Genomic DNA, 18,665 nt, shown 5'->3' with positions numbered 1-18,665 from the left:
AAGCCCTTACAAGTCCCAATTAAAGGGGAAAGGACTTCAAGCAAGAAATCTTCTCATTGTCTACCGGATTCTTGCCATTTGTTTGTTAGCAGACTCACAGCATTTTTTTACCATGAATGTCTATACTTTATTTTTGGAAAATATGACATATTTATTAATTGGAGTGCTTAAAAAATGAAAAACAACAAGATCAAGACAAGCGGCCTTGTCCTGATGATTATTTCAACGATATTTGGGTTTGCCAACACCACCGTTGCTTACGAGCAGATGGGTTATGCCAGTATTATCTGGTACGTGCTGGCAGCGGTCTTCTTCCTTCTGCCCAGCTCACTGATGTTTGCCGAGTACGGGTCAACCTTTAAGGATGCCCATGGGGGGATCTATTCGTGGCTGGCAGGATCGATTGGTGAAAAGTGGGCCTTTATCGGCACATTCATTTGGCTGTCTTCATGGATCATTTGGATGACGTCGACCGCTTCAAAAGTTTGGATTCCCTTTTCAACCACGCTGTTTGGCGGCGATCGCACCCAGTCGTGGCAGTTTCTGGGCCTTAATTCAAATCAGGTCATCGGAATCCTCGCCATTCTTTGGATCCTGGTGATCACGTGGTTTGCTGGCCGGGGCATGGACTCGATTGCCCGGATTGCGTCGATCGGCGGTATTTTCTCGATCGCTCTGAACGTGATCTTTGCCGTTGCCAGTTTGACCATTCTCTATTTAAACGGTGGTCATATGGCCCAACCGATTCACGGGCTATCAAGCTTTGTTCAGTCGCCAAATGCCCAGTTCCAGTCACCCGTCGCTTTGGTTTCCTTCATTGTTTACGCGGTATTTGCTTACGCCGGTACCGAGTCAATGGGTGGGGTGACCGATAACATGGACAAGCCGGAAAAGACCTTCCCCCGTGGATTGATGATTTCTGCTTTGATTATCACCTTGGGATACTCACTCACCATTTTTCTTTGGGGAATCAGTACTAACTGGCAGAAAATTCTGGGAAACGACCAGGTTAACCTGGGAAACATTACCTATGTGCTGATGAATAACCTTGGTTACTCATTAGGAGAAGGCTTGAACTTATCGGCAGCCGGCAGTGCCTTTTTAGGGACGCTATTTGCCCGGTTCGCCGGCCTCGGCATGTTCCTGGGGTACTTGGGATCGTTCTTCGTGCTGGTTTATTCACCGCTGAAATCCTTTATTATGGGATCAAATCCGCACTTTTGGCCGAAACGGATGACCAAGTTGAACAAGCAGGGGATGCCCGCGTTTGCAATGTGGGTTCAGGCTGCCGTTGTCGTGGTTATCATCTTCTTCGTCAGCTTTGGTGGATCAAGTGCCCAACAGTTCTACGTGATTTTGACCAATATGGGTAATATCTCGACGTCGTTCCCATACCTCTTTCTGATTGGCGCCTTTCCGTTCTTTAAGCGGCGGCAGGATCTTGACCGACCGTTTGAAATCTTTACCAATCGGCGATTAACCGACACAATTGTTGGGGTGGTTCTGTTCGTGTTGGTTGCCGGCATCGGCTTTACCGCCCTGGCACCGATTCTTGACCATGACTACATGACCGCGTTCTGGACAATTATTGGACCAATCTTCTTTGGCTTTGTGGCGTGGGCCTTTCTGCAATACCAGACTTGGCGATCAAATCGCGCCCATAAGCTGGTTGAAAAGCCATCTGAAAATTAAACAAAGTTGCTGGCTGAAAATTTTGCCAGCAGCTTGAGCAGCGGGGAGAACCCAGTTGCGGTAAACGGACAATGATTCCTGATTGAGGAATGGTCGTCCGTTTTTCTGTTTGGCGCGGGGAGACAGTCGCGTTTCGAATGAGCGAGTTCCTCATTGAGAATGAGAAGTCCGGAATGGTAAACTATAAGTGAGGTGATTGCATGCAACTCATCAACCCGATGCCGCTGTACCATAAAATGCTTGCTGAAATGGGGCCTTCACATTGGTGGCCCGCGGATTCCAAAATCGAAATTGTGATTGGCGCCATCCTGGTTCAAAATACCAACTGGAACAACGTTGATTTGGCGTTGACCAATTTGCGCCGTGAAACGGGACTGGATCCCAGTCGGATTCTGCAGCTGACGCCCCAACAAGTTCAGGAACTTATCAGGCCCAGTGGCTTTTACGTGAATAAAACCAAGAGTCTCCTGGCGGTGCTTCACTGGTTTTCAGTCGATCACAATGACTTTACGAAAATGGCTGCCAAGTATGGGCCCAAATTGCGTTCGGCGTTGTTAGCCCTTCCCGGCGTTGGCGAGGAGACGGCTGATTCACTGCTGGTTTATGTCTTCGATCAGCCGGCGTTCATTGCTGATAAGTATGCCCGAAATCTCTTTTCGTTTTTAGGTTACCGACGAATTGATACCTACGCCAAATTAAAGCGGCGGATAAAGTTGCCGGCTAACTTCGATGATCGGGATGCCCAGGAGTTTCACGGCTTGATCGATGAATTTGGCAAGCAGTGTAAGACTCGGGAACAGTTTCAGAAAAGTTTTCTTGCATCATTCTCTCTCACAAATTCAGATTAATAATACGAGGAGGTTTCACCATGACAATTAAAGATAAGGTTATCGTCATCACTGGCGCGTCAAGTGGGATTGGTCAGGCAACCGCGGAGGTGTTGGCTAAGGATGGCGCCAAACTGGTGCTCGGGGCGCGGCGAGAAGATCGATTGAAGGCCATCGCCACGAAATTTCCGGCGGGTCAGGTACTGTATCAGAAAACCGACGTCACCGATCGTCAGAGTGTCGCTTCGTTGGTTGAATTGGCTAAAAATCAATTTGGCCGGGTGGACGTTCTCTACAATAATGCCGGTTTAATGCCAATTTCGGAACTCTCTGAATTGAAGGTTGATGAATGGGAACGCATGATTGACGTTAACATCAAGGGCGTCCTGTACGGGATTGCCGCGGTGCTGCCGATCATGATCGCCCAAAATCAGGGCCACGTGATCACGACTGATTCGGTTGCCGGTCACATTGTTCATCCGGGAACCGCCGTTTACGCCGGGACCAAGTACGCCATTCAAGCAATCATGGACGGGCTGCGTCAGGAGCAAGTCGCTCATCACATCCGGACAACCATGATTTCGCCGGGAGCCGTGAACACCGAATTATTCTCCACAATCACTAATCCCCAGACCAGGGCCCGGATTGAAAAGGACGAGAAGGAAAATGGGCTGGCAGCGGCTGACGTTGCCAACGCCGTGGCTTACGCAATTGACCAGCCGGATAACGTTGCCATCAACGAAGTGCTCTTACGGCCGCGAAGCCAAAAATTATAGGATTGATGAAACTCCCGCTAATTGGGAGTTTTTTTCATACTTGATTCAAAAAAATTAACATTGTGTAAAATCTTTTCAAGAATCCGTTTACAATCTCTGCGTCGACCTTTATTATGTAATAAGAAATTAATTTTTCGATAGCAGTTGATGTCATTAAGAGAGGATGTCTGAATTGAGTTTATTAATGTTATTGTTACCCGCACTGGGTTGGGGGCTTCTACCACCAGTTGTGGCTAAAATTGGTGGGCGGCCAAGTAATCAAATCTTCGGGACCACGGTTGGTCTGCTCGCGGCCAGTTTAGTAGTTTTTGCGATTGTCAGGCCCACGATTGATTTAAAGAGTTTTGTGTTTGCCGCCTTGGCGGGTGCCTTTTGGGTCGTCGGTCAGGTCGGCCAATACATTGGTTATAAGAATATCGGCGTTTCAACCACGATGCCAATTTCAACCGGGATGCAGCTAATCGGGACGTCCTTGATTGGGGTGTTCATCTTTGGCGAATGGTCGACCGGCATCGAAAAAGTTGCCGGCGTAAGCGGCATTGTCTTGTTAATTGTCGGCATTTACTTGACGTCGATTACTGATAAGGGATCCAAGCGGGATAACCATCAGGCCCTGGTTCGCAACATCATCATGTTGCTGTTTACCGCGATTGGCTACTGTATTTATAATTCAATTCCCCGGGGATTGGAAAGTTCCGGGATTGCCATTTTTCTGCCGGAATCAATTGGCATGGTGTTAGCAGCCCTGATCTACTTGGCATTTAGCGGTCAGTTTGATGCCGTGAAGCAAAAGGTGAGCTGGATGAATATGATTGGCGGGCTCATTTTCTCAATCGCCGCCGTTTCGTACATTTTCTCAGTTCGTGATAATGGGGTTAACACGGCCTTCATCGTTTCCCAGGTATCCGTTGTTATTTCGACACTGGGCGGGATGCTGGTTATGCACGAAAATAAAAGTCGCCGCGAAATGGTCTTTACCCTAACCGGGCTGGTTCTAATCATTGGTGGTGCGGTTGTCACATCAATCTTTTAAAAATCTCTTGTCAACTTGGTTAACAATGCTATAATGATTGTTAATTGGGGGATTAGTATAATTGTCTTGACAGAGGGGAATAGGCAACCGATTGCATCACATCAATGTGGTCGTTGTTTATCAATGAAAGTGCCAAACAATCGTACTGTTGCAATTGAATTGAAAAAGTGAAACTGAATTAAATCCTTCAATAAAAAGAATATGAGATCGGAACATCCTTCAATTACCGGTCTCTTTTTGTTTATTTGTAAGTCGCTAGGTGCAAAAAAATCGTCGAACCAGAAGCTCGACGATTTTTTTGTGACTAATTTTATGATTTTGATTCGGCTAATTTCGATGTTTGCTTTTTCGTGGTAACCGTTTCAGCTGCAGAACTGGGTGATTTCTCTGGCCGTTCACCCATTACCAAATTCAAGATAATGGCGCTAATGGCCGCAATGGTGATTGGTGATCCTAACAGGTATTGAATGATCTGCGGGGTGCTGGCAACTAAGTGACTTGGCACTAAGATGACCGCCATTGTCAGGACAATCGGAATTCCCAAAATGTAAATTGAACTTTCATTTGTGTCGAGGTAGCGGATAACATTGAGACCGTTAAGCATGATAATGACACAGATGATTGAGAAGATACCGCCAATGACCGGTGCGGGGACCGCTGACAGGAATGCGGATAACTTGCCGAAGAATCCCAGGACCATGAACCAAATCCCGGCAGAGACGAACACGCGGCGACTGGCGACCCCGGTAATGGAAATGACGCCGGCGTTAGTGGAATACCCCGTCATCGGCGTGGTACCGAGAATTGCTGCGAAGAGGCAGCTTAAGCCTTCGCCAATGATCCCGCGGTTCCACTGCTTCTTAGAAATCTTTTCGCCAACCACCGCGCTCATGGCGAACCAGGTCCCGGTTGTTTCAGTGGTTAAAACCATGTAAATGACGATGAATGTCAAAATGGCGGGTAATGAAAAGTGAAAGCCATAGTGAAAGGCGGTGAAACCGGGTAAACTGAACCATGGCGCGTTATTGACTGATGACCAGTCGAACCGGCCCATGAACGAAGCGGCGATCGTCCCAACGATGAGGGCGATGATGATTGAACTAACCCGGAAGAGCCGCTGCAGCTGGGGAACCCGGAGGCCAATGGTAATCGCAATTAACATGACCGCCCCGGTAATGGCCGCAATTTCAATGTTTTGGGCTGCGTTGCCGCTGGCTTTAAAAATGTTATCGTTTAACGCCGACGGTAACAACGACAACCCCACACAGGTGATGATGGTGCCACCGACCAGTGCCGGCACTAAGGTATTAATAATCTTTTGGTAAATGCCTGAAATTCCGAGAAGAATCAATAAAACGGCACCGATGAGCAGCGATCCCAATACGGTGGCCATCCCCCCATTGGCACCACCGTTGGTGAGGTAGACGCCGGCAACGGCGCCAATCGGGACGAACGACGGGCCTTGAGAAACCGGGAGCTTCATGAAAAATTTGGTTTGAAGAATGGTGCCAATCCCACAGGCCAAAAAGGCGGCCTGCAGAAACCCGGTTTTCTGAACGACGCTCATGGAAAGCAATCCGGCGATGATTAGCGGCGGTACATAGACGTCCATTGCCAGGACGTGCTGGAGGCCTAAGAGACCTGATTGGAAGTACGAAACCTTATCTTCCGGACCATAAAGTAAGCCATTATTATTGCGTTTCATTGTTATCTCCCTTTTTGCTAAGGCCGCGGAAACGACCTCGTGCTTAATTTTGAAGTAAATGCCTGAAAATGATCTGATGCGGTGATGACTGGCTTGCCCACCAATAATGTCCGCGCGGCCTCCAGCCGGGGTTGAGGCCGGGACAACGCGAATGTTGAGGGAAAACCTACCGGCACCCGAGACGGATTCTTGTAAAATACGAACATTAAATCGGAATAAATGCTCATAATTCGTTATTCCTTATAGCGGTTATTATATACTGTCTGCGTTTATTCTTCAATGCGAAAATGATAATTGATTTCAATTTTAATGTTCGGATTTTGATGGTCCAAATTTCTTTTTCGAAGTTTTCCATTCAGCTATCCAATAATGCCGGAATGACGCTGATGACAATTGGCGAACAAAGGTCATTATTTCCAAATGGTCGCGAAATTCACTTAAATTAGTTCTCACAAATTATTCATAAATGGGTTCTGAAAAACGCCGATCAGGCTTGCTGAGCAATGCTAAAAAGGTCTCAATGAGTGATTCGGCAACCGATCGGCAGTGATCCAGTCACGTGTAAACATTCCATATATGTAATGTAAAAATCCGACCAATTTCTCATTAGTATGCCATAAATTGGGGCAATTTTTAGCTTTATTCCCAGTTTGGCAACCTTTTAATTGACTAAAAACATAACTAGTATATAATATCTTTTGGCAATTAGTTGATAAATTCAAGTAAAATGCCTGAATTTCAACCCAATGAAGGGAAGGCTAACTCATGAAAGATGATTCAGAAAAGAAAAAGATGTTTGAATTTGAGGAAACTGCCAGTAAGAGCTTGGATGAGGTAAATGGCAGCATCGCGGTGCCGGACCATGCCGGCTTCTGGAAAACGCTGTTTACCTACACTGGCCCGGGCATTCTGATTGCCGTTGGGTACATGGATCCCGGAAACTGGATCACGTCAATTGCCGGGGGCGCCCAGTTTAACTACAAGCTGCTCACCGTCATTTTGATCTCCAGTTTAATTGCGATGCTTCTTCAGGCCATGTCCGCCCGCTTGGGAATTGTCAGCGGCAAGGACCTTGCGCAATTAACCCGGGAGCATACCTCAAAGGGCGTGGGATTTTTTCTGTGGGTCATTACTGAATTGGCAATTATGGCCACGGATATTGCAGAAATCATCGGATCGGCAATTGCCATCAGATTGCTGTTTAACATCCCCATCATCGTTGGTATTTTAATTACCAGTGCCGATGTTTTGATTCTATTACTGCTGATGCGGCTGGGCTTTCGAAAAATCGAAGCGATTGTCGCAACCCTGGTGGCCGTGATCTTGTTCGTGTTCGCCTACGAAGTCTTTTTATCCGGTCCGCAGGTCACCCAGGTCTTAGAGGGATACTTTCCGTCCAGTGATATTTTGACCAACAAATCAATGCTTTACCTATCATTAGGGATCGTGGGGGCGACCGTCATGCCCCATGACCTGTATCTGGGATCTTCGATTTCCCAAACCCGGGCCATTAACCGGCAGGATCGGAATGCCGTGAAAAAAGCCATTCGATTTACAACCATCGATTCCAACATTCAGTTAACCTTGGCCTTTGTCGTTAATAGTCTGCTGCTGATTTTGGGAGCGGCCCTGTTTTTTGGCACTCACAGTGAACTGGGTCGGTTCGTTGACCTGTTTAACGCGTTAAGCAATTCGAAGATCGTTGGATCCATTGCCAGCCCGTTGTTGAGCATGCTGTTCGCCGTTGCCCTGTTGGCGTCCGGCCAGAGTTCGACGATTACCGGGACGCTTTCCGGCCAAATTATCATGGAGGGGTTCATTCACCTTCATATGCCGCTGTGGGCCCAACGATTGTTGACCCGGTTATTATCAGTAACCCCAGTGATCATTTTTGCGATTTACTACCACGGAAATGAAGCAAAAATTGAAAATTTGCTGACTTTCTCGCAGGTATTCTTAAGTGTCGCACTGCCATTTGCGATCGTGCCGCTCGTGATCTTTACCAGCAGCAAAGAAATTATGGGCGAATTTTCCAATCGCGCCTGGGTGAAGTACGCCGCTTGGTTCGCGACGATCGTCCTTATCTTATTGAATATCTATCTGATTCTTCAAACGTTCGGCCTGTTCTAATCACTCGCCGTTAACAATCATCAACAAAGCGATGATCCAAAAGGAGCTGCAGACAAATCATTCCGGTTTGTCTGCAGCTCCTTTTGGTGATTAACGACTTAACGCTTTTGTGAGGCCATCGACAGCGTGTGAAATGTCGTGGTCGGTGATGGGTTGGTTAAAAAACAGGTAACTAATGATCAGGCCGCCGACAAGCGACCAGATCATCCGCATTATTTCGGGATTGCGCCAGTCCACCATCTGCTGGGTGGCCTTCAGGAGATTGAGGTTTCGGGTGATGGCGTCGGTATAAAAGGCGGTGGTGGTCTGAAATTGATGCCGGAATGCGTCGCGAAGTTGATGGTTGTACGCCATCTCAGCGATGAAAATTTTCATCACGTCGGCATTTTCAGTAACGAAGTTGATGCGGTCAGCCACCATTGCGCCAATAAAGTCGTGCAGCCTGGTGGAATGGTTGGCGATTTTTGCGTCGGAGAATTGGCTCAGCGTTTCTGGAAACAGGGTGGCGATTACCGGGTTGACAATGGCATTGAGCAGCCCGCGCTTGTTGTCGAATTTGCTGAAAATATTGCCCTCAGCAACGTCGGCAGCCTTGGCAATTTCCTTGGTGCTGGTATTGGCATAGCCCTTTTCGGCAAATATTCGAATCGCTGCCACCATAATCTTAATTTGTTTATCAGTCATGCCATCAAAAATATGATTATCTAAGAAAAGTTTAAGTGAAACCTGTTGCGACACTGAGAACACCGCCTTTATGACTATTTCGTTTATTAGTATACGCTTAAATCATTCTTTTACAAAGAATAACCAAAAATTAAGCGCCCCAAACTTTTAGCTCAGGAATGCCTGTGTGGCGGCATTTTACTATTTTCAGAAAATGCTTGACGAATCGATTAAAGGGCCTATAATGATCAGTGGGAATTGATTGAGTGCTCACTCAAACAACCAACCCGAATTCAAACCAATGAAAGAGGGCTTTTACATGCGTGAAAGTGTTGTCGCACCAAAGCATAAGTTTTTCGAAAATACCGAGGGGAGTAATAAGAGTCTCGATGAAGTAAATGGCAGTATTAAAGTGCCGAAGAACGCCGGATTCTGGCGGACATTGATGACCTATACCGGGCCCGGGGTGCTGATTGCCGTCGGCTATATGGATCCTGGTAACTGGATCACGTCAATTGCCGGGGGTGCCCAGTTTAAGTACAGTCTCCTGTCAGTGGTGTTAATTTCCAGTTTGATTGCCATGCTGCTGCAATCCATGGCTGCCAGATTAGGCATTGTAACCGGTAAGGATTTAGCTCAGTTAACCCGCGAGAATACCAGTAAGCGCGTTGGGTTTGGTTTATGGATCATTACTGAACTTGCAATTATGGCCACTGACGTTGCTGAAATTATTGGTTCCGGAATTGCGCTGGAGTTACTGTTCAAGATTCCGTTGGTGGTTGGAATTCTGATTACCAGTGCGGATGTGCTGTTGTTGCTGGTACTGATGAAACTGGGTTTTCGGAAGATTGAAGCCATCGTTGCCACATTAGTGGTGGTGATTCTCGGCGTCTTCTCCTACGAGGTGTTCCTGTCAGGACCGCAAATGAGCCAGTTGTTTGCCGGTTATCTGCCAACCACACACATCGTGACAAATAAGTCGATGCTGTATTTGGCACTTGGAATTGTCGGCGCTACCGTGATGCCCCATGATTTGTACCTGGGATCATCAATTTCCCAAACCCGAGCAGTTGATCGCAGTGATCGAAAGGCGGTTGCCAAGGCAATTAAGTTTACGACCATTGATTCCAATCTCCAGTTAACGATTGCCTTTATCGTCAACTCGCTGTTACTGGTTCTGGGTGCCGCACTGTTCTTTGGCACTCATAGCACCGTTGGCCGATTTGTTGATTTGTTTAACGCCTTGAGTAATTCAAGTATTGTTGGCGCGATTGCCAGCCCAGTATTGAGTATACTGTTCGCCGTTGCATTATTATCATCCGGCCAAAGTTCGACCATTACTGGAACGCTGTCAGGGCAAATCATCATGGAAGGCTTCATTCACCTGAGAATGCCAATGTGGGCTCAGCGCCTGTTAACCCGGTTACTTTCTGTGACGCCGGTGCTTATTTTCGCCATCTACTACCACGGAAATGAAGCTAAGATCGAAAACCTGCTGACCTTCTCACAAGTATTTCTGAGCGTTGCCTTGCCATTTGCCATTGTGCCGCTGGTAAAATACACCAGTGATAAGCGCCTGATGGGCGAATTTGTGAACAAGGCTTGGGTTAAGTACAGTGCCTGGATTGCCACGGTTGTGCTGATCGGCTTGAACGTTTATCTCATTGCCCAAACGTTGGGAATTCTGTAACCCGTTTAGATCGCTGTATAAAATAGATTTTCTTATATTGAAGATAGACTTTATAAATCGATCTAACCGTTTCAAAAGGACAACTAGTTCATTGAGAAAATTAGAAAGGGAGTCGCGCCAGTCAAAAGATTGTCGCAACTCCCTTTCTTTCGTGTAGAATATAATTAATCACTTCTAAAAAATCGATTTGCGGGGGACTATGGCTAATGATTAGACCAGCTAAAGAAATTGCGGGTGTTAAGTGGATTGAGACGGAACGGCTGACGCCGGCCGAACGCACCCAGCTGCAAAATGACTATGGGATCGATGAAGACATCGTCACCTACGTCACTGATAAGGATGAAAGTGCCAACTACGTTCACGATATTAATGAGGATGACCAACTGTTTATCTTTCTGGCGCCATATGCGCTGGATCGCACTGACTTACGATTCATTACCAGGCCATTTGCCATTCTGCTGCATAAGGGGACGTTGTTCACATTTAACGAAAGCGGCATTCGCGAGGTGAACCGCGCGTTAGCGGACGCCGCTGATAACCCCGAAGTGGATACCGTGGACGCGTTTATTTTGGAGGCCCTCTTTTCCTTGATGGATAGTTACATTCCCATTTCCAGAGACGTTTCCAAGAAACGGAATCATTTGGATAAGATGTTGAATCGGAAAGCGAAAAATGGCGATTTGATTGCCCTGTCCCACCTGCAACAGACGCTAACCTTCCTGTCATCGGCGACTCAAATCAACCTGAATTTGCTGAATCGGCTGCCCAAGACTTACTTTGGCCAGGGAGCTGACCAGGACAAACGGGACTTGTTTGAGGACGTCCAAATTGAAGCTGAGCAGGTTCAGCGGATGTTGGAAATTGAAACCCAGGTGGTGGATCGCATCGATCACACGTTTAATAATATCGCCAATAATAACCTGAACGACACGATGAAATTTCTGACAATTTGGTCGCTGACTATGGCGGTGCCAACGATCATCACCGGGTTTTACGGCATGAACGTTGCGCTGCCGCTTTCTAAGATGCAGGATGCTTGGATACTGGTCATCATCATTTCGGTCACCTTAATTGTGTGGCTGCTGATCATGCTACGGGTGCGCCACAAGATGTAAATAAATCGCTGGGGATTTTCAGAAAACTTTTACGCAACCTTTACAGGATCTTCACCAAACAAATCACTGAACGCACTACAATAAAGGTGTTACATTAGATAATGTGAGACTGAAAAGGAGCGTGATCATCATGAAAAATAGTCCAAGCGAATATGTTTCATCAAGGTCATCATTTCAAGCAGGGGTGGTTTCGGCTGAGACCCCGGATTCAGCGATTAAAACCCTCACCCCGGCGAAAACCGAAGCCGAACATGAAATTAAACTGGAAGGCGCCTTCAACGTCCGCGACCTTGGCGGGTTCATCACCAAGGATGGCCGGCAGATTAAGGCGCACCGGCTACTGAGATCGGCTCGATTAAATCACCTGACGGCCAATGATATTACACAACTGACTAAAATTTATCACGTTGGCATTGACTTTGATCTCCGGCGGCCGCAGGAAGTCGCTGCCCAGCCGGATGTTCGCATGCCCGGTGTCACATACATTAATGATTCCGTTGATACCGATGAGAGTTTCCACTACGTGATTAACGATCACAATAATCGCCAACATTATCGGTCATACATTCGCAATACCCGGGCCAGAGAAGCGTACCATGATCTGTTCTTGGCACTGCTGAACGCTAATGGTCAGGCGGTTTTATGGCACTGTGCCTCTGGTAAAGACCGGACCGGCCTTGGCGGCGCCTTGATTATGTATGTCTTGGGCGTCGACTTGAGCACAATCTTTGATGATTATGCGGCGTCAAATGATTTTTTACGGGCTCATAACGAAGCCCGTCTCGCTGAAATGCGATCCGAGGGGGCAACCCCGGCGGAATTGGCGCACGCAAGAATTGACGGCGGCGTTGACCGGTCGTATTTGAAGGCCGCGTTCAACGAGATTCACAAGGAGTTCGGAACCATTGATAATTACCTGGTTCACGGACTGCATGTTTCCAAGCGTCAGCAACGTAAACTCCGAAAAATTTATTTAGAATAACTGATGACTTTGATGGCCAAGGCCGTTAGCCACCGCTTAAAAGGCGAGTGGTTAACGGTTTTTTGCCGTTCTCGGGTTGCCAATAAATACCGGTGGGGGTATTATAAAGGAAATGGTAAGCGAAAGGATGGTTTTTTATGATGCGTGGATGGGGTTGTCACTCGGGATGGTCCGGCTTTGGCGGGGGTCACATGACGGGCTGGTTTGGATCCGGAATGTCATTTATTACAATTGGACTGATTATTGTCCTGGCAGTGGTGATTTATATGGCATTTTCCAGTCATCGAAAATTCAGTCATCAATCATCGGCGACCGATATTTTGGATCAGCAGTACGCTGCTGGTAAGATCGATGAAGGTGAGTACCTGAAACGAAAAGAAAATTTGAAGCGTTAGTCTTTGGCCTTAAACGCGGCCAAAAAAATCCCGCTCCTAGCTGAGCTTAATCAGTTTGGAGTGGGATTTTACTTTGGGTTTGACTGCGGAATCATTAATGATGGTATAGATACTGGACAACCGGTTTGTGATTCTCGTCATATGAGTAGCGGATTAGCGCTGCCCGGCCATTTTTAGTGGTCCGTTTGAGATACATTTTGTCATTGCTGCTGGTGAGGATAAACCGCCAGTAGCCCTTTTTATTAGGTTTTGAACTCAGAGTAAAGGTGTTGCTTGCCTTGGCATTCTTTGTCGTTTTCAAATGGTATTTATAGTTATTTTGAGCCAGCGTGTATTTGACGATTTTGATGGTGAACGGGTAGCCATGATTGGTCGTTTTGTAGACGCCGGTCCAAGTACCCCTAAGGGATGTGGGAATTGACCGGGCACTTGCTTGGGATTGAGAAGGATTGGCTGCAGCCAGCCCCAATGATAATCCGGCGACGGATAAAACGATTGGTTTCCAAAATTTCACGAATAAGGACCTCCCTATGGATGTTCAGAATAATTATCTTTACTATTATACCATCTGATTGGGAGGGGGTTCAGTGGTTTTTAGATATGGATCTGCGCCATTCGTTAACGATTCATTGCTGATGAACCGTGATTATTTGCCAGTTCGGCAATTTCATCCTTGTATGCCAGGTTGAAGTCGCCTGAAATGGTGAGTTTGGTAACACTGGCGGCAATCCCAAATTCAACGGTTTGCTGGGGGGTTAAGTGATTCATGAAGCCGTGCATGATCCCGGCCGCGAACGCATCCCCGCCGCCGACGCCTTCATAGACGTGAACGTCGTAAACTGGGCTTTCATAGAAGTCATCATCCTGGAGAAGAATGGCTGACCACTGGCTGTTTTCAACTGAGTAGATATTTCGGAGTACCGACCCAATCGTGTCCAGGTTGGGATATTCGGCTTTCAGCTGCTTCATGGCGGCTTTAAACTGCGTCTTTTGGGCAATCCCGTTGGTCATGTCACCGTCGAAAGCTTGAATCCCAAATGACGATTCAAAGTCTTCATCGTGCGCAAACACAATCGAGACGTACGGCATTAGCTGCTTGGAGAATTGCTGGGCCTCTTTGGGCGACCATAATTTGCCGCGATAGTTGGCATCGTAGACGACCTTAATCCCACTCTTGTAGCAGTAAATGGCGGCGTCTAAAACGGCTTCCTGAAGGGCGGGGGACAGAGCGGGGGTAATCCCGGAAACGTAAAAGTAGTTGGTGCCGCTTAACAATTTCGACCATTGGTACTCATCGCTGGTCGAAGTCGCAAACGCGCTGTGGGCCCGGTCGTAGATCACGTTGGTACCGCGGACACTGGTGCCCTTTTCAAAGTAGTAGGTGCCAATCCGTTCGCCACCCCGTAAAATGTGGGTTGTGTCGATGCCATAACCCCGCAATTTATAAATGGCGGCTTCTCCCAGCGTATTCGTTGGCAGTTTGGTAATGTAGGCAGTTTGGTTGCCCAGCAAAGTCAGCGAGGTAGCGACATTGGCTTCAGCCCCACCAAAGGATGCCTCAAAAGAGGTGGCTTGAATGATCCGGGTGCAGGCTGCCGGCTTGAATCTGAGCATTAATTCACCGAAGGACGTTAATTTCATTGTGTTCGTCTCCTATAATCGAAAGTGTGATTCCGCTTACAGTTTATTGTATATTAATATATTAGAATGTCAACTAGAAGAGAGTGCGGAANGCGGAACGGCTCGGGTGTCGCGGTATCTAAGGGCCGGCTGGTGGAAATCCCGATTTTGGATTTTTGCCAGCCGGCCCTTAGATGTTAGCGGCAGAGCCGTGAAGCACGTTTGCGTAAGATAATCCCACTCACAAAAAATCCCCAAACAGCACAACCTGCCTGGGGCCAATCTACGAGCAACTAATTGTCAATCCACAAAATAATCCGGAAATTCTTCCAACAAGACGTTCTTCTCGGCCAGCATCAGGTTTAAATGGTCGTAAGCTCGTTGGCCGCTCTCTTGCTGGTCGTGAGCCTTAACCGCGTCAACAATGCCCTGGTGTTGTTCAATCAATTCTTCCCACGGCATTTCGGTCTTTTGGATTCTGAGGAATCGGTAGCGGTCCAATTGAAGGGTTAAAACCTTCAGCCAGTTCCAAACCTCGGTTTTACCGGTTGCTGCATAGAAACTCTTATGAAAATCGTCATCGAGATGAAAGAAATCCAGACTGTTGCGCTGTTTAGCCGCTATTTTTTGCTTTTCAATGATGGTTTGGGCGTCGAGAATATCAAAATCGTTCATTTTCTGGGAAGCCTGTTCCACGACGCTGCGCTCAACGCTTTGGCGAACGAAGCGGGCATTCAAGGCACTTTTTAAACTGATTTTGGTGACATAGGTGCCGCTTTGGGGAACGGTGTCCATCAAACCGTCGTTTTTTAGACGAAGAATTGCTTCGCGCACCGGGGTCCGGCTGATTTTTAACTGCTCGATTAGTTTCTTGTCCTGAACGCGTTCGCCAGGGGTTAATTTTAATCGTAAAATGTCATTTAGAATTGTTTCGTAAGCTGTTTCGTTAAGGCTTTGCATGAATATCCCTCGTATCTTCTTCATATAATGTATGTATACTGGTATTATTGTATCACGTGCAATGAAATTCTAGTATATCGAGGTCAAATAATGTTTGACAGCGTTTTCGAAGCGTGGTAATTTATTGGTAAGTAATATACTAGAATATTAATTTTTGGTGACTAACTCAGGAGGAAATTATGGCAAATCTTAAAATGGGGTTTCGCTGGTTCGGCGAAAAGGATGATCCAATCTCGCTCGCCCAAATCCGGCAGATTCCGCAAACCAAGCAGGTTGTTGGCGCTCTGTTCGATGTTCCGGTTGGTGAGGTATGGCCGCAGGAAAAAATTGACGCGTTAAAAAAGCAGGTTGAGGATGCCGGTCTTAAACTTGAAGTCATCGAGTCCGTTAACATCCACGATGACATCAAGATTGGCGCACCAACCCGTGACAAATATATCGAAAACTACATTCAAACAATCAAGAACTTATCCAAGGCCGGCGTTAAGGTTATTTGTTACAACTTTATGCCGGTGTTTGACTGGTTGCGAACCGACCTGCATCATCAACTAGCAGACGGCTCAAACGCCATGATGTACGATGAAAGTAAGCTGCCAAAGGATCCGGAAGCCTTGATGGCCGAAATGAATTCGGGCTCTCGCGGATTCAGTCTGCCAGGATGGGAACCAGAACGACTGGCTGCCTTAAAAGAGCTGTTTGCGGCGTACAAGGATGTCAGCGAAGAAAAGCTGGTTGAAAATCTTAAGTACTTCCTGGACGCAATTATTCCGGTATGTGAGAAATTCGACGTTAGAATGGCCATGCATCCGGATGATCCGCCGAAGCCATTATTTGGTTTGCCCCGGATTTTTAAGAATCGGGAGGATATGCTGCGAATTGAACAGCTTCACGAATCACGCTACAATGGCTTTACCATTTGTACTGGGAGCTTGGGTGAAAACCCGGAAAACGATTTACCGGCCATCATTCGTGAATTTGTGCCGAAGGACCGGGTGCCATTCATGCACGTTCGTAACATTAAGCACGTCGGTAAAAATAAGTTCCATGAATCTGCCCACCCATCCACTGAGGGATCCCTGGACATGTTCGAAATTATGAAGGCCCTCCACGATACTGATTATGACGGCTATATTCGCCCGGATCATGGTCGCAATATCTGGGGTGAGGACGGTCGCCCAGGATATGGGCTGTACGACCGTGCCCTGGGGATTACCTACCTACTTGGACTTTGGGAAGCATTAAACAAAAAATAATTGGTCGATCATCGAAGACTGGACACATCATTTGTGTTCGGTCTTTTTTTCGTGAAAAAAGTTGATAAATATGAACGACTTAGTGAATCCATCAACAAGCTCCGGCCGTCATGCCGCATGGAAGATAACTCTTTGAATACGATATTTTTCTAACTTTAGTAAAAATATTTTTTTCGGTTTAATGCCCCAATACGTAAATAATCGTTGATATATCAGCGCGTATGACGATTATTGCGGTGATTGATTCTAATTTGACAGCGCTTACTCCAAGTGATAAATTCTAAGTAACTGATATATTAAAATTCTAATCAGTTCATTTTTACGATAATTTACTAAATCAGTGTTTAAAATTAACTGCAATTTTTTCGTGAAATGATTCATTAGAATGGCGATTATTTGGCAGAGGTTCAACCACTGTACCAGCAACGTTAACTGACACAATGAATTGAATCCGCTACCAATATCAGCAAATTATTTAAACATTGGAGTGGAAGTCGAATGGCAAAGAAAGATGATTTTGACAAAGAGGCTGTCAAAACCGCCGTCGGTGAAGTCACCAACGCGCGGGTGAAGGACGAAGAGCAGCCAAAATTGCCTTGGATGGTGTCGTCAGCAATGTTTCTGGCACCGCTATGTTGGTACGGACCAATTGGATCAACCCGGAGTGTTTTAATTCCCCAGTTGTTTGCCCAGTTGGATCCGGTTCATAAAGTATGGGCGGTTGGGATTTTAGCAACGGTTGCGTCCATTACCGGGGCAATTACCAACTTGCTCTTTGGGGCGTTATCAGACGTCACCCGTTCACGATTTGGTAAACGGAAGCCATACATCGTTTTAGGAACCATCGCGATTGCGATTTCGCTGGTGGTCATCGCCAATGTGAAATCAATTGTGGCCATTATCTTCATATGGATTATCGCGGCCGCGGCCGAAAATGCCATTGCGGCAGCCATTTATCCGCAAATATCGGACCGGGTTGCCCCGAAATGGCGGGGAACTGTTTCCACCTTTTACGGAGTTGGCTTTACGATTGCCCAGCAAGGGTTTGCCCTGTTAGCCGCCCAGTTCTTGGGGAACGTTAAGTTTGGGATTTACGTCATGGCTGCCTGCACGGTTGTCCTGGCGTTGATTCACGAATTACTGATTCAAGAAAAGGGTAACCTGGATGAACCAAAAGTTAAGTTTAACAAGCAAACCTTGATGAAGTACTTCTTCTTCCCAACTCACGATGCCCGGGACTTCTACCTGGCACTTTGTGGTAAGTTCTTCATGGTTGTTGGCTCAACAATTGTCACCACCTTCCTGTTGTTCATCTTCACCGACTACATTGGTCAGGGAACCGGCGCCGCAGGTAAGTCAATTTCCGTCTTTTCAATGATCATGTTAGTGATCGGGGTGTTCTTCGCCCTGGTTGGTGGGCCGCTTGCCGATAAGATGAAGCGGGTTAAGGCTCCGGTTGTGATTGCGACCTTTGCATTGGGCTTTGCCGCTTTGTTCCCACTGTTTGTTAAGGAACCTTGGGCAATGTTTGTTTACGCCGTTATCGCCGCATTTGGTAATGGTTTGTATAACTCAGTTGATGGCGCTCTCAACATGGATGTTTTGCCATCATCCGATACTGCCGGTAAAGATTTGGGTCTGATTAACCTGGCCAACACCCTTGGCCAAATGCTTGGTGCCATGGTTGCATCAGCAATTGTTGAAGGATTTGGTTATCAAGCAATCTTCATTTTCGCCATCGGAATGGAAATTATCGGTGGGATTTCAATCTCTTTGATTAAACGAGTTCGATAATTCAATTAGGGTCTGTCTTAAAACAAGCTT

16 protein-coding genes are annotated in these 18,665 nt (G+C 46.8%); 11 read left to right on the top strand and 5 right to left on the bottom strand.

Annotated features, from left to right (window positions below):
* Nucleotides 1-174: 174 nt before the first annotated feature.
* The 4 genes from yjeM (at nt 175) to FD47_RS01135 (ending at nt 4,328) form a co-directional block, all read left to right on the top strand.
* Complete coding sequence (gene yjeM / locus FD47_RS01150) at nt 175-1,692, top strand: glutamate/gamma-aminobutyrate family transporter YjeM (protein WP_056979942.1); 1,518 nt, start codon at nt 175-177, stop codon at nt 1,690-1,692.
* Between the two features lie 200 nt (nt 1,693-1,892).
* Nucleotides 1,893-2,540 (top strand): endonuclease III domain-containing protein, encoded by a 648-nt coding sequence (locus tag FD47_RS01145; protein WP_054732443.1) that lies wholly within the window; start codon nt 1,893-1,895, stop codon nt 2,538-2,540.
* Between the two features lie 20 nt (nt 2,541-2,560).
* Nucleotides 2,561-3,295: an SDR family oxidoreductase gene (locus FD47_RS01140; protein WP_054732444.1), complete on the top strand. Its 735-nt coding sequence runs from the start codon at nt 2,561-2,563 to the stop codon at nt 3,293-3,295.
* 172 nt (nt 3,296-3,467) lie between these two features.
* Entirely contained in the window at nt 3,468-4,328 is an 861-nt protein-coding gene (locus FD47_RS01135) for a GRP family sugar transporter (protein ID WP_404820080.1), read from the top strand.
* A 310-nt stretch (nt 4,329-4,638) separates the two neighbouring features.
* Here the strand turns inward: FD47_RS01135 and FD47_RS01130 are convergent, their stop codons facing one another.
* Complete coding sequence (locus tag FD47_RS01130) at nt 4,639-6,033, bottom strand: uracil-xanthine permease family protein (protein WP_054732449.1); 1,395 nt, start codon at nt 6,031-6,033, stop codon at nt 4,639-4,641.
* A gap of 765 nt (nt 6,034-6,798) precedes the next feature.
* Between FD47_RS01130 and FD47_RS01120 the strand changes: the two genes are divergently transcribed.
* Nucleotides 6,799-8,163: an Nramp family divalent metal transporter gene (locus FD47_RS01120; protein ID WP_008213978.1), complete on the top strand. Its 1,365-nt coding sequence runs from the start codon at nt 6,799-6,801 to the stop codon at nt 8,161-8,163.
* 90 nt (nt 8,164-8,253) lie between these two features.
* Here the strand turns inward: FD47_RS01120 and FD47_RS01115 are convergent, their stop codons facing one another.
* Nucleotides 8,254-8,901: a TetR/AcrR family transcriptional regulator gene (locus FD47_RS01115; RefSeq protein ID WP_138467567.1), complete on the bottom strand. Its 648-nt coding sequence runs from the start codon at nt 8,899-8,901 to the stop codon at nt 8,254-8,256.
* 244 nt (nt 8,902-9,145) lie between these two features.
* Here FD47_RS01115 and FD47_RS01110 point away from each other — a divergent pair, with 244 nt between their 5' ends.
* The 4 genes from FD47_RS01110 (at nt 9,146) to FD47_RS01095 (ending at nt 13,008) form a co-directional block, all read left to right on the top strand.
* Complete coding sequence (locus tag FD47_RS01110) at nt 9,146-10,516, top strand: Nramp family divalent metal transporter (protein WP_056979940.1); 1,371 nt, start codon at nt 9,146-9,148, stop codon at nt 10,514-10,516.
* Between the two features lie 206 nt (nt 10,517-10,722).
* Nucleotides 10,723-11,631, top strand: a complete 909-nt coding sequence (locus FD47_RS01105; protein WP_054732455.1) for a magnesium transporter CorA family protein — start codon at nt 10,723-10,725, stop codon at nt 11,629-11,631.
* 130 nt (nt 11,632-11,761) lie between these two features.
* Nucleotides 11,762-12,613: a tyrosine-protein phosphatase gene (locus FD47_RS01100; protein WP_054732457.1), complete on the top strand. Its 852-nt coding sequence runs from the start codon at nt 11,762-11,764 to the stop codon at nt 12,611-12,613.
* A 137-nt stretch (nt 12,614-12,750) separates the two neighbouring features.
* A complete protein-coding gene (locus tag FD47_RS01095) occupies nt 12,751-13,008 on the top strand; it encodes an SHOCT domain-containing protein (RefSeq protein WP_040537938.1) in 258 nt (85 codons plus the stop codon).
* A 94-nt stretch (nt 13,009-13,102) separates the two neighbouring features.
* Here the strand turns inward: FD47_RS01095 and FD47_RS01090 are convergent, their stop codons facing one another.
* The 3 genes from FD47_RS01090 to FD47_RS01080 form a co-directional block, all read right to left on the bottom strand.
* Nucleotides 13,103-13,522, bottom strand: a complete 420-nt coding sequence (locus tag FD47_RS01090; RefSeq protein WP_054732459.1) for a hypothetical protein — start codon at nt 13,520-13,522, stop codon at nt 13,103-13,105.
* Between the two features lie 104 nt (nt 13,523-13,626).
* The gene (locus FD47_RS01085) at nt 13,627-14,649 is read right to left on the bottom strand and encodes a sugar kinase (protein ID WP_054732462.1); all 1,023 of its coding nucleotides are present in this window, start codon (nt 14,647-14,649) and stop codon (nt 13,627-13,629) included.
* A 279-nt stretch (nt 14,650-14,928) separates the two neighbouring features.
* Nucleotides 14,929-15,588 (bottom strand): GntR family transcriptional regulator, encoded by a 660-nt coding sequence (locus FD47_RS01080; protein WP_040537927.1) that lies wholly within the window; start codon nt 15,586-15,588, stop codon nt 14,929-14,931.
* A gap of 179 nt (nt 15,589-15,767) precedes the next feature.
* Between FD47_RS01080 and uxuA the strand changes: the two genes are divergently transcribed.
* Nucleotides 15,768-16,841 carry a mannonate dehydratase gene (gene uxuA, locus FD47_RS01075; RefSeq protein ID WP_056979939.1) on the top strand — a complete coding sequence of 358 codons (1,074 nt, stop codon included), beginning with the start codon at nt 15,768-15,770 and terminating at the stop codon, nt 16,839-16,841.
* A gap of 498 nt (nt 16,842-17,339) precedes the next feature.
* Complete coding sequence (locus tag FD47_RS01070; protein ID WP_054732466.1) at nt 17,340-18,635, top strand: MFS transporter; 1,296 nt, start codon at nt 17,340-17,342, stop codon at nt 18,633-18,635.
* The last annotated feature ends 30 nt before the right edge of the window (nt 18,636-18,665 follow it).

The organism is Lentilactobacillus parafarraginis DSM 18390 = JCM 14109, from assembly GCF_001435895.1.
In the GTDB taxonomy this organism is placed as follows: Bacteria; Bacillota; Bacilli; order Lactobacillales; family Lactobacillaceae; genus Lentilactobacillus; species Lentilactobacillus parafarraginis.
The sequence above is the reverse complement of the archived record's forward strand: the minus strand, read 5'-3'. Positions and strand labels throughout refer to the sequence as shown.

Coding starts and splice junctions, on each gene's coding strand:
- yjeM (WP_056979942.1), top strand. CDS start 175: ATGAAAAACAACAAGATCAAGACAAGCGGCCTTGTCCTGATGATTATT.
- FD47_RS01145 (WP_054732443.1), top strand. CDS start 1,893: ATGCAACTCATCAACCCGATGCCGCTGTACCATAAAATGCTTGCTGAA.
- FD47_RS01140 (WP_054732444.1), top strand. CDS start 2,561: ATGACAATTAAAGATAAGGTTATCGTCATCACTGGCGCGTCAAGTGGG.
- FD47_RS01130 (WP_054732449.1), bottom strand. CDS start 6,033: ATGAAACGCAATAATAATGGCTTACTTTATGGTCCGGAAGATAAGGTT.
- FD47_RS01120 (WP_008213978.1), top strand. CDS start 6,799: ATGAAAGATGATTCAGAAAAGAAAAAGATGTTTGAATTTGAGGAAACT.
- FD47_RS01110 (WP_056979940.1), top strand. CDS start 9,146: ATGCGTGAAAGTGTTGTCGCACCAAAGCATAAGTTTTTCGAAAATACC.
- FD47_RS01105 (WP_054732455.1), top strand. CDS start 10,723: ATGATTAGACCAGCTAAAGAAATTGCGGGTGTTAAGTGGATTGAGACG.
- FD47_RS01100 (WP_054732457.1), top strand. CDS start 11,762: ATGAAAAATAGTCCAAGCGAATATGTTTCATCAAGGTCATCATTTCAA.
- FD47_RS01095 (WP_040537938.1), top strand. CDS start 12,751: ATGATGCGTGGATGGGGTTGTCACTCGGGATGGTCCGGCTTTGGCGGG.
- FD47_RS01085 (WP_054732462.1), bottom strand. CDS start 14,649: ATGAAATTAACGTCCTTCGGTGAATTAATGCTCAGATTCAAGCCGGCA.
- FD47_RS01080 (WP_040537927.1), bottom strand. CDS start 15,588: ATGCAAAGCCTTAACGAAACAGCTTACGAAACAATTCTAAATGACATT.
- uxuA (WP_056979939.1), top strand. CDS start 15,768: ATGGCAAATCTTAAAATGGGGTTTCGCTGGTTCGGCGAAAAGGATGAT.
- FD47_RS01070 (WP_054732466.1), top strand. CDS start 17,340: ATGGCAAAGAAAGATGATTTTGACAAAGAGGCTGTCAAAACCGCCGTC.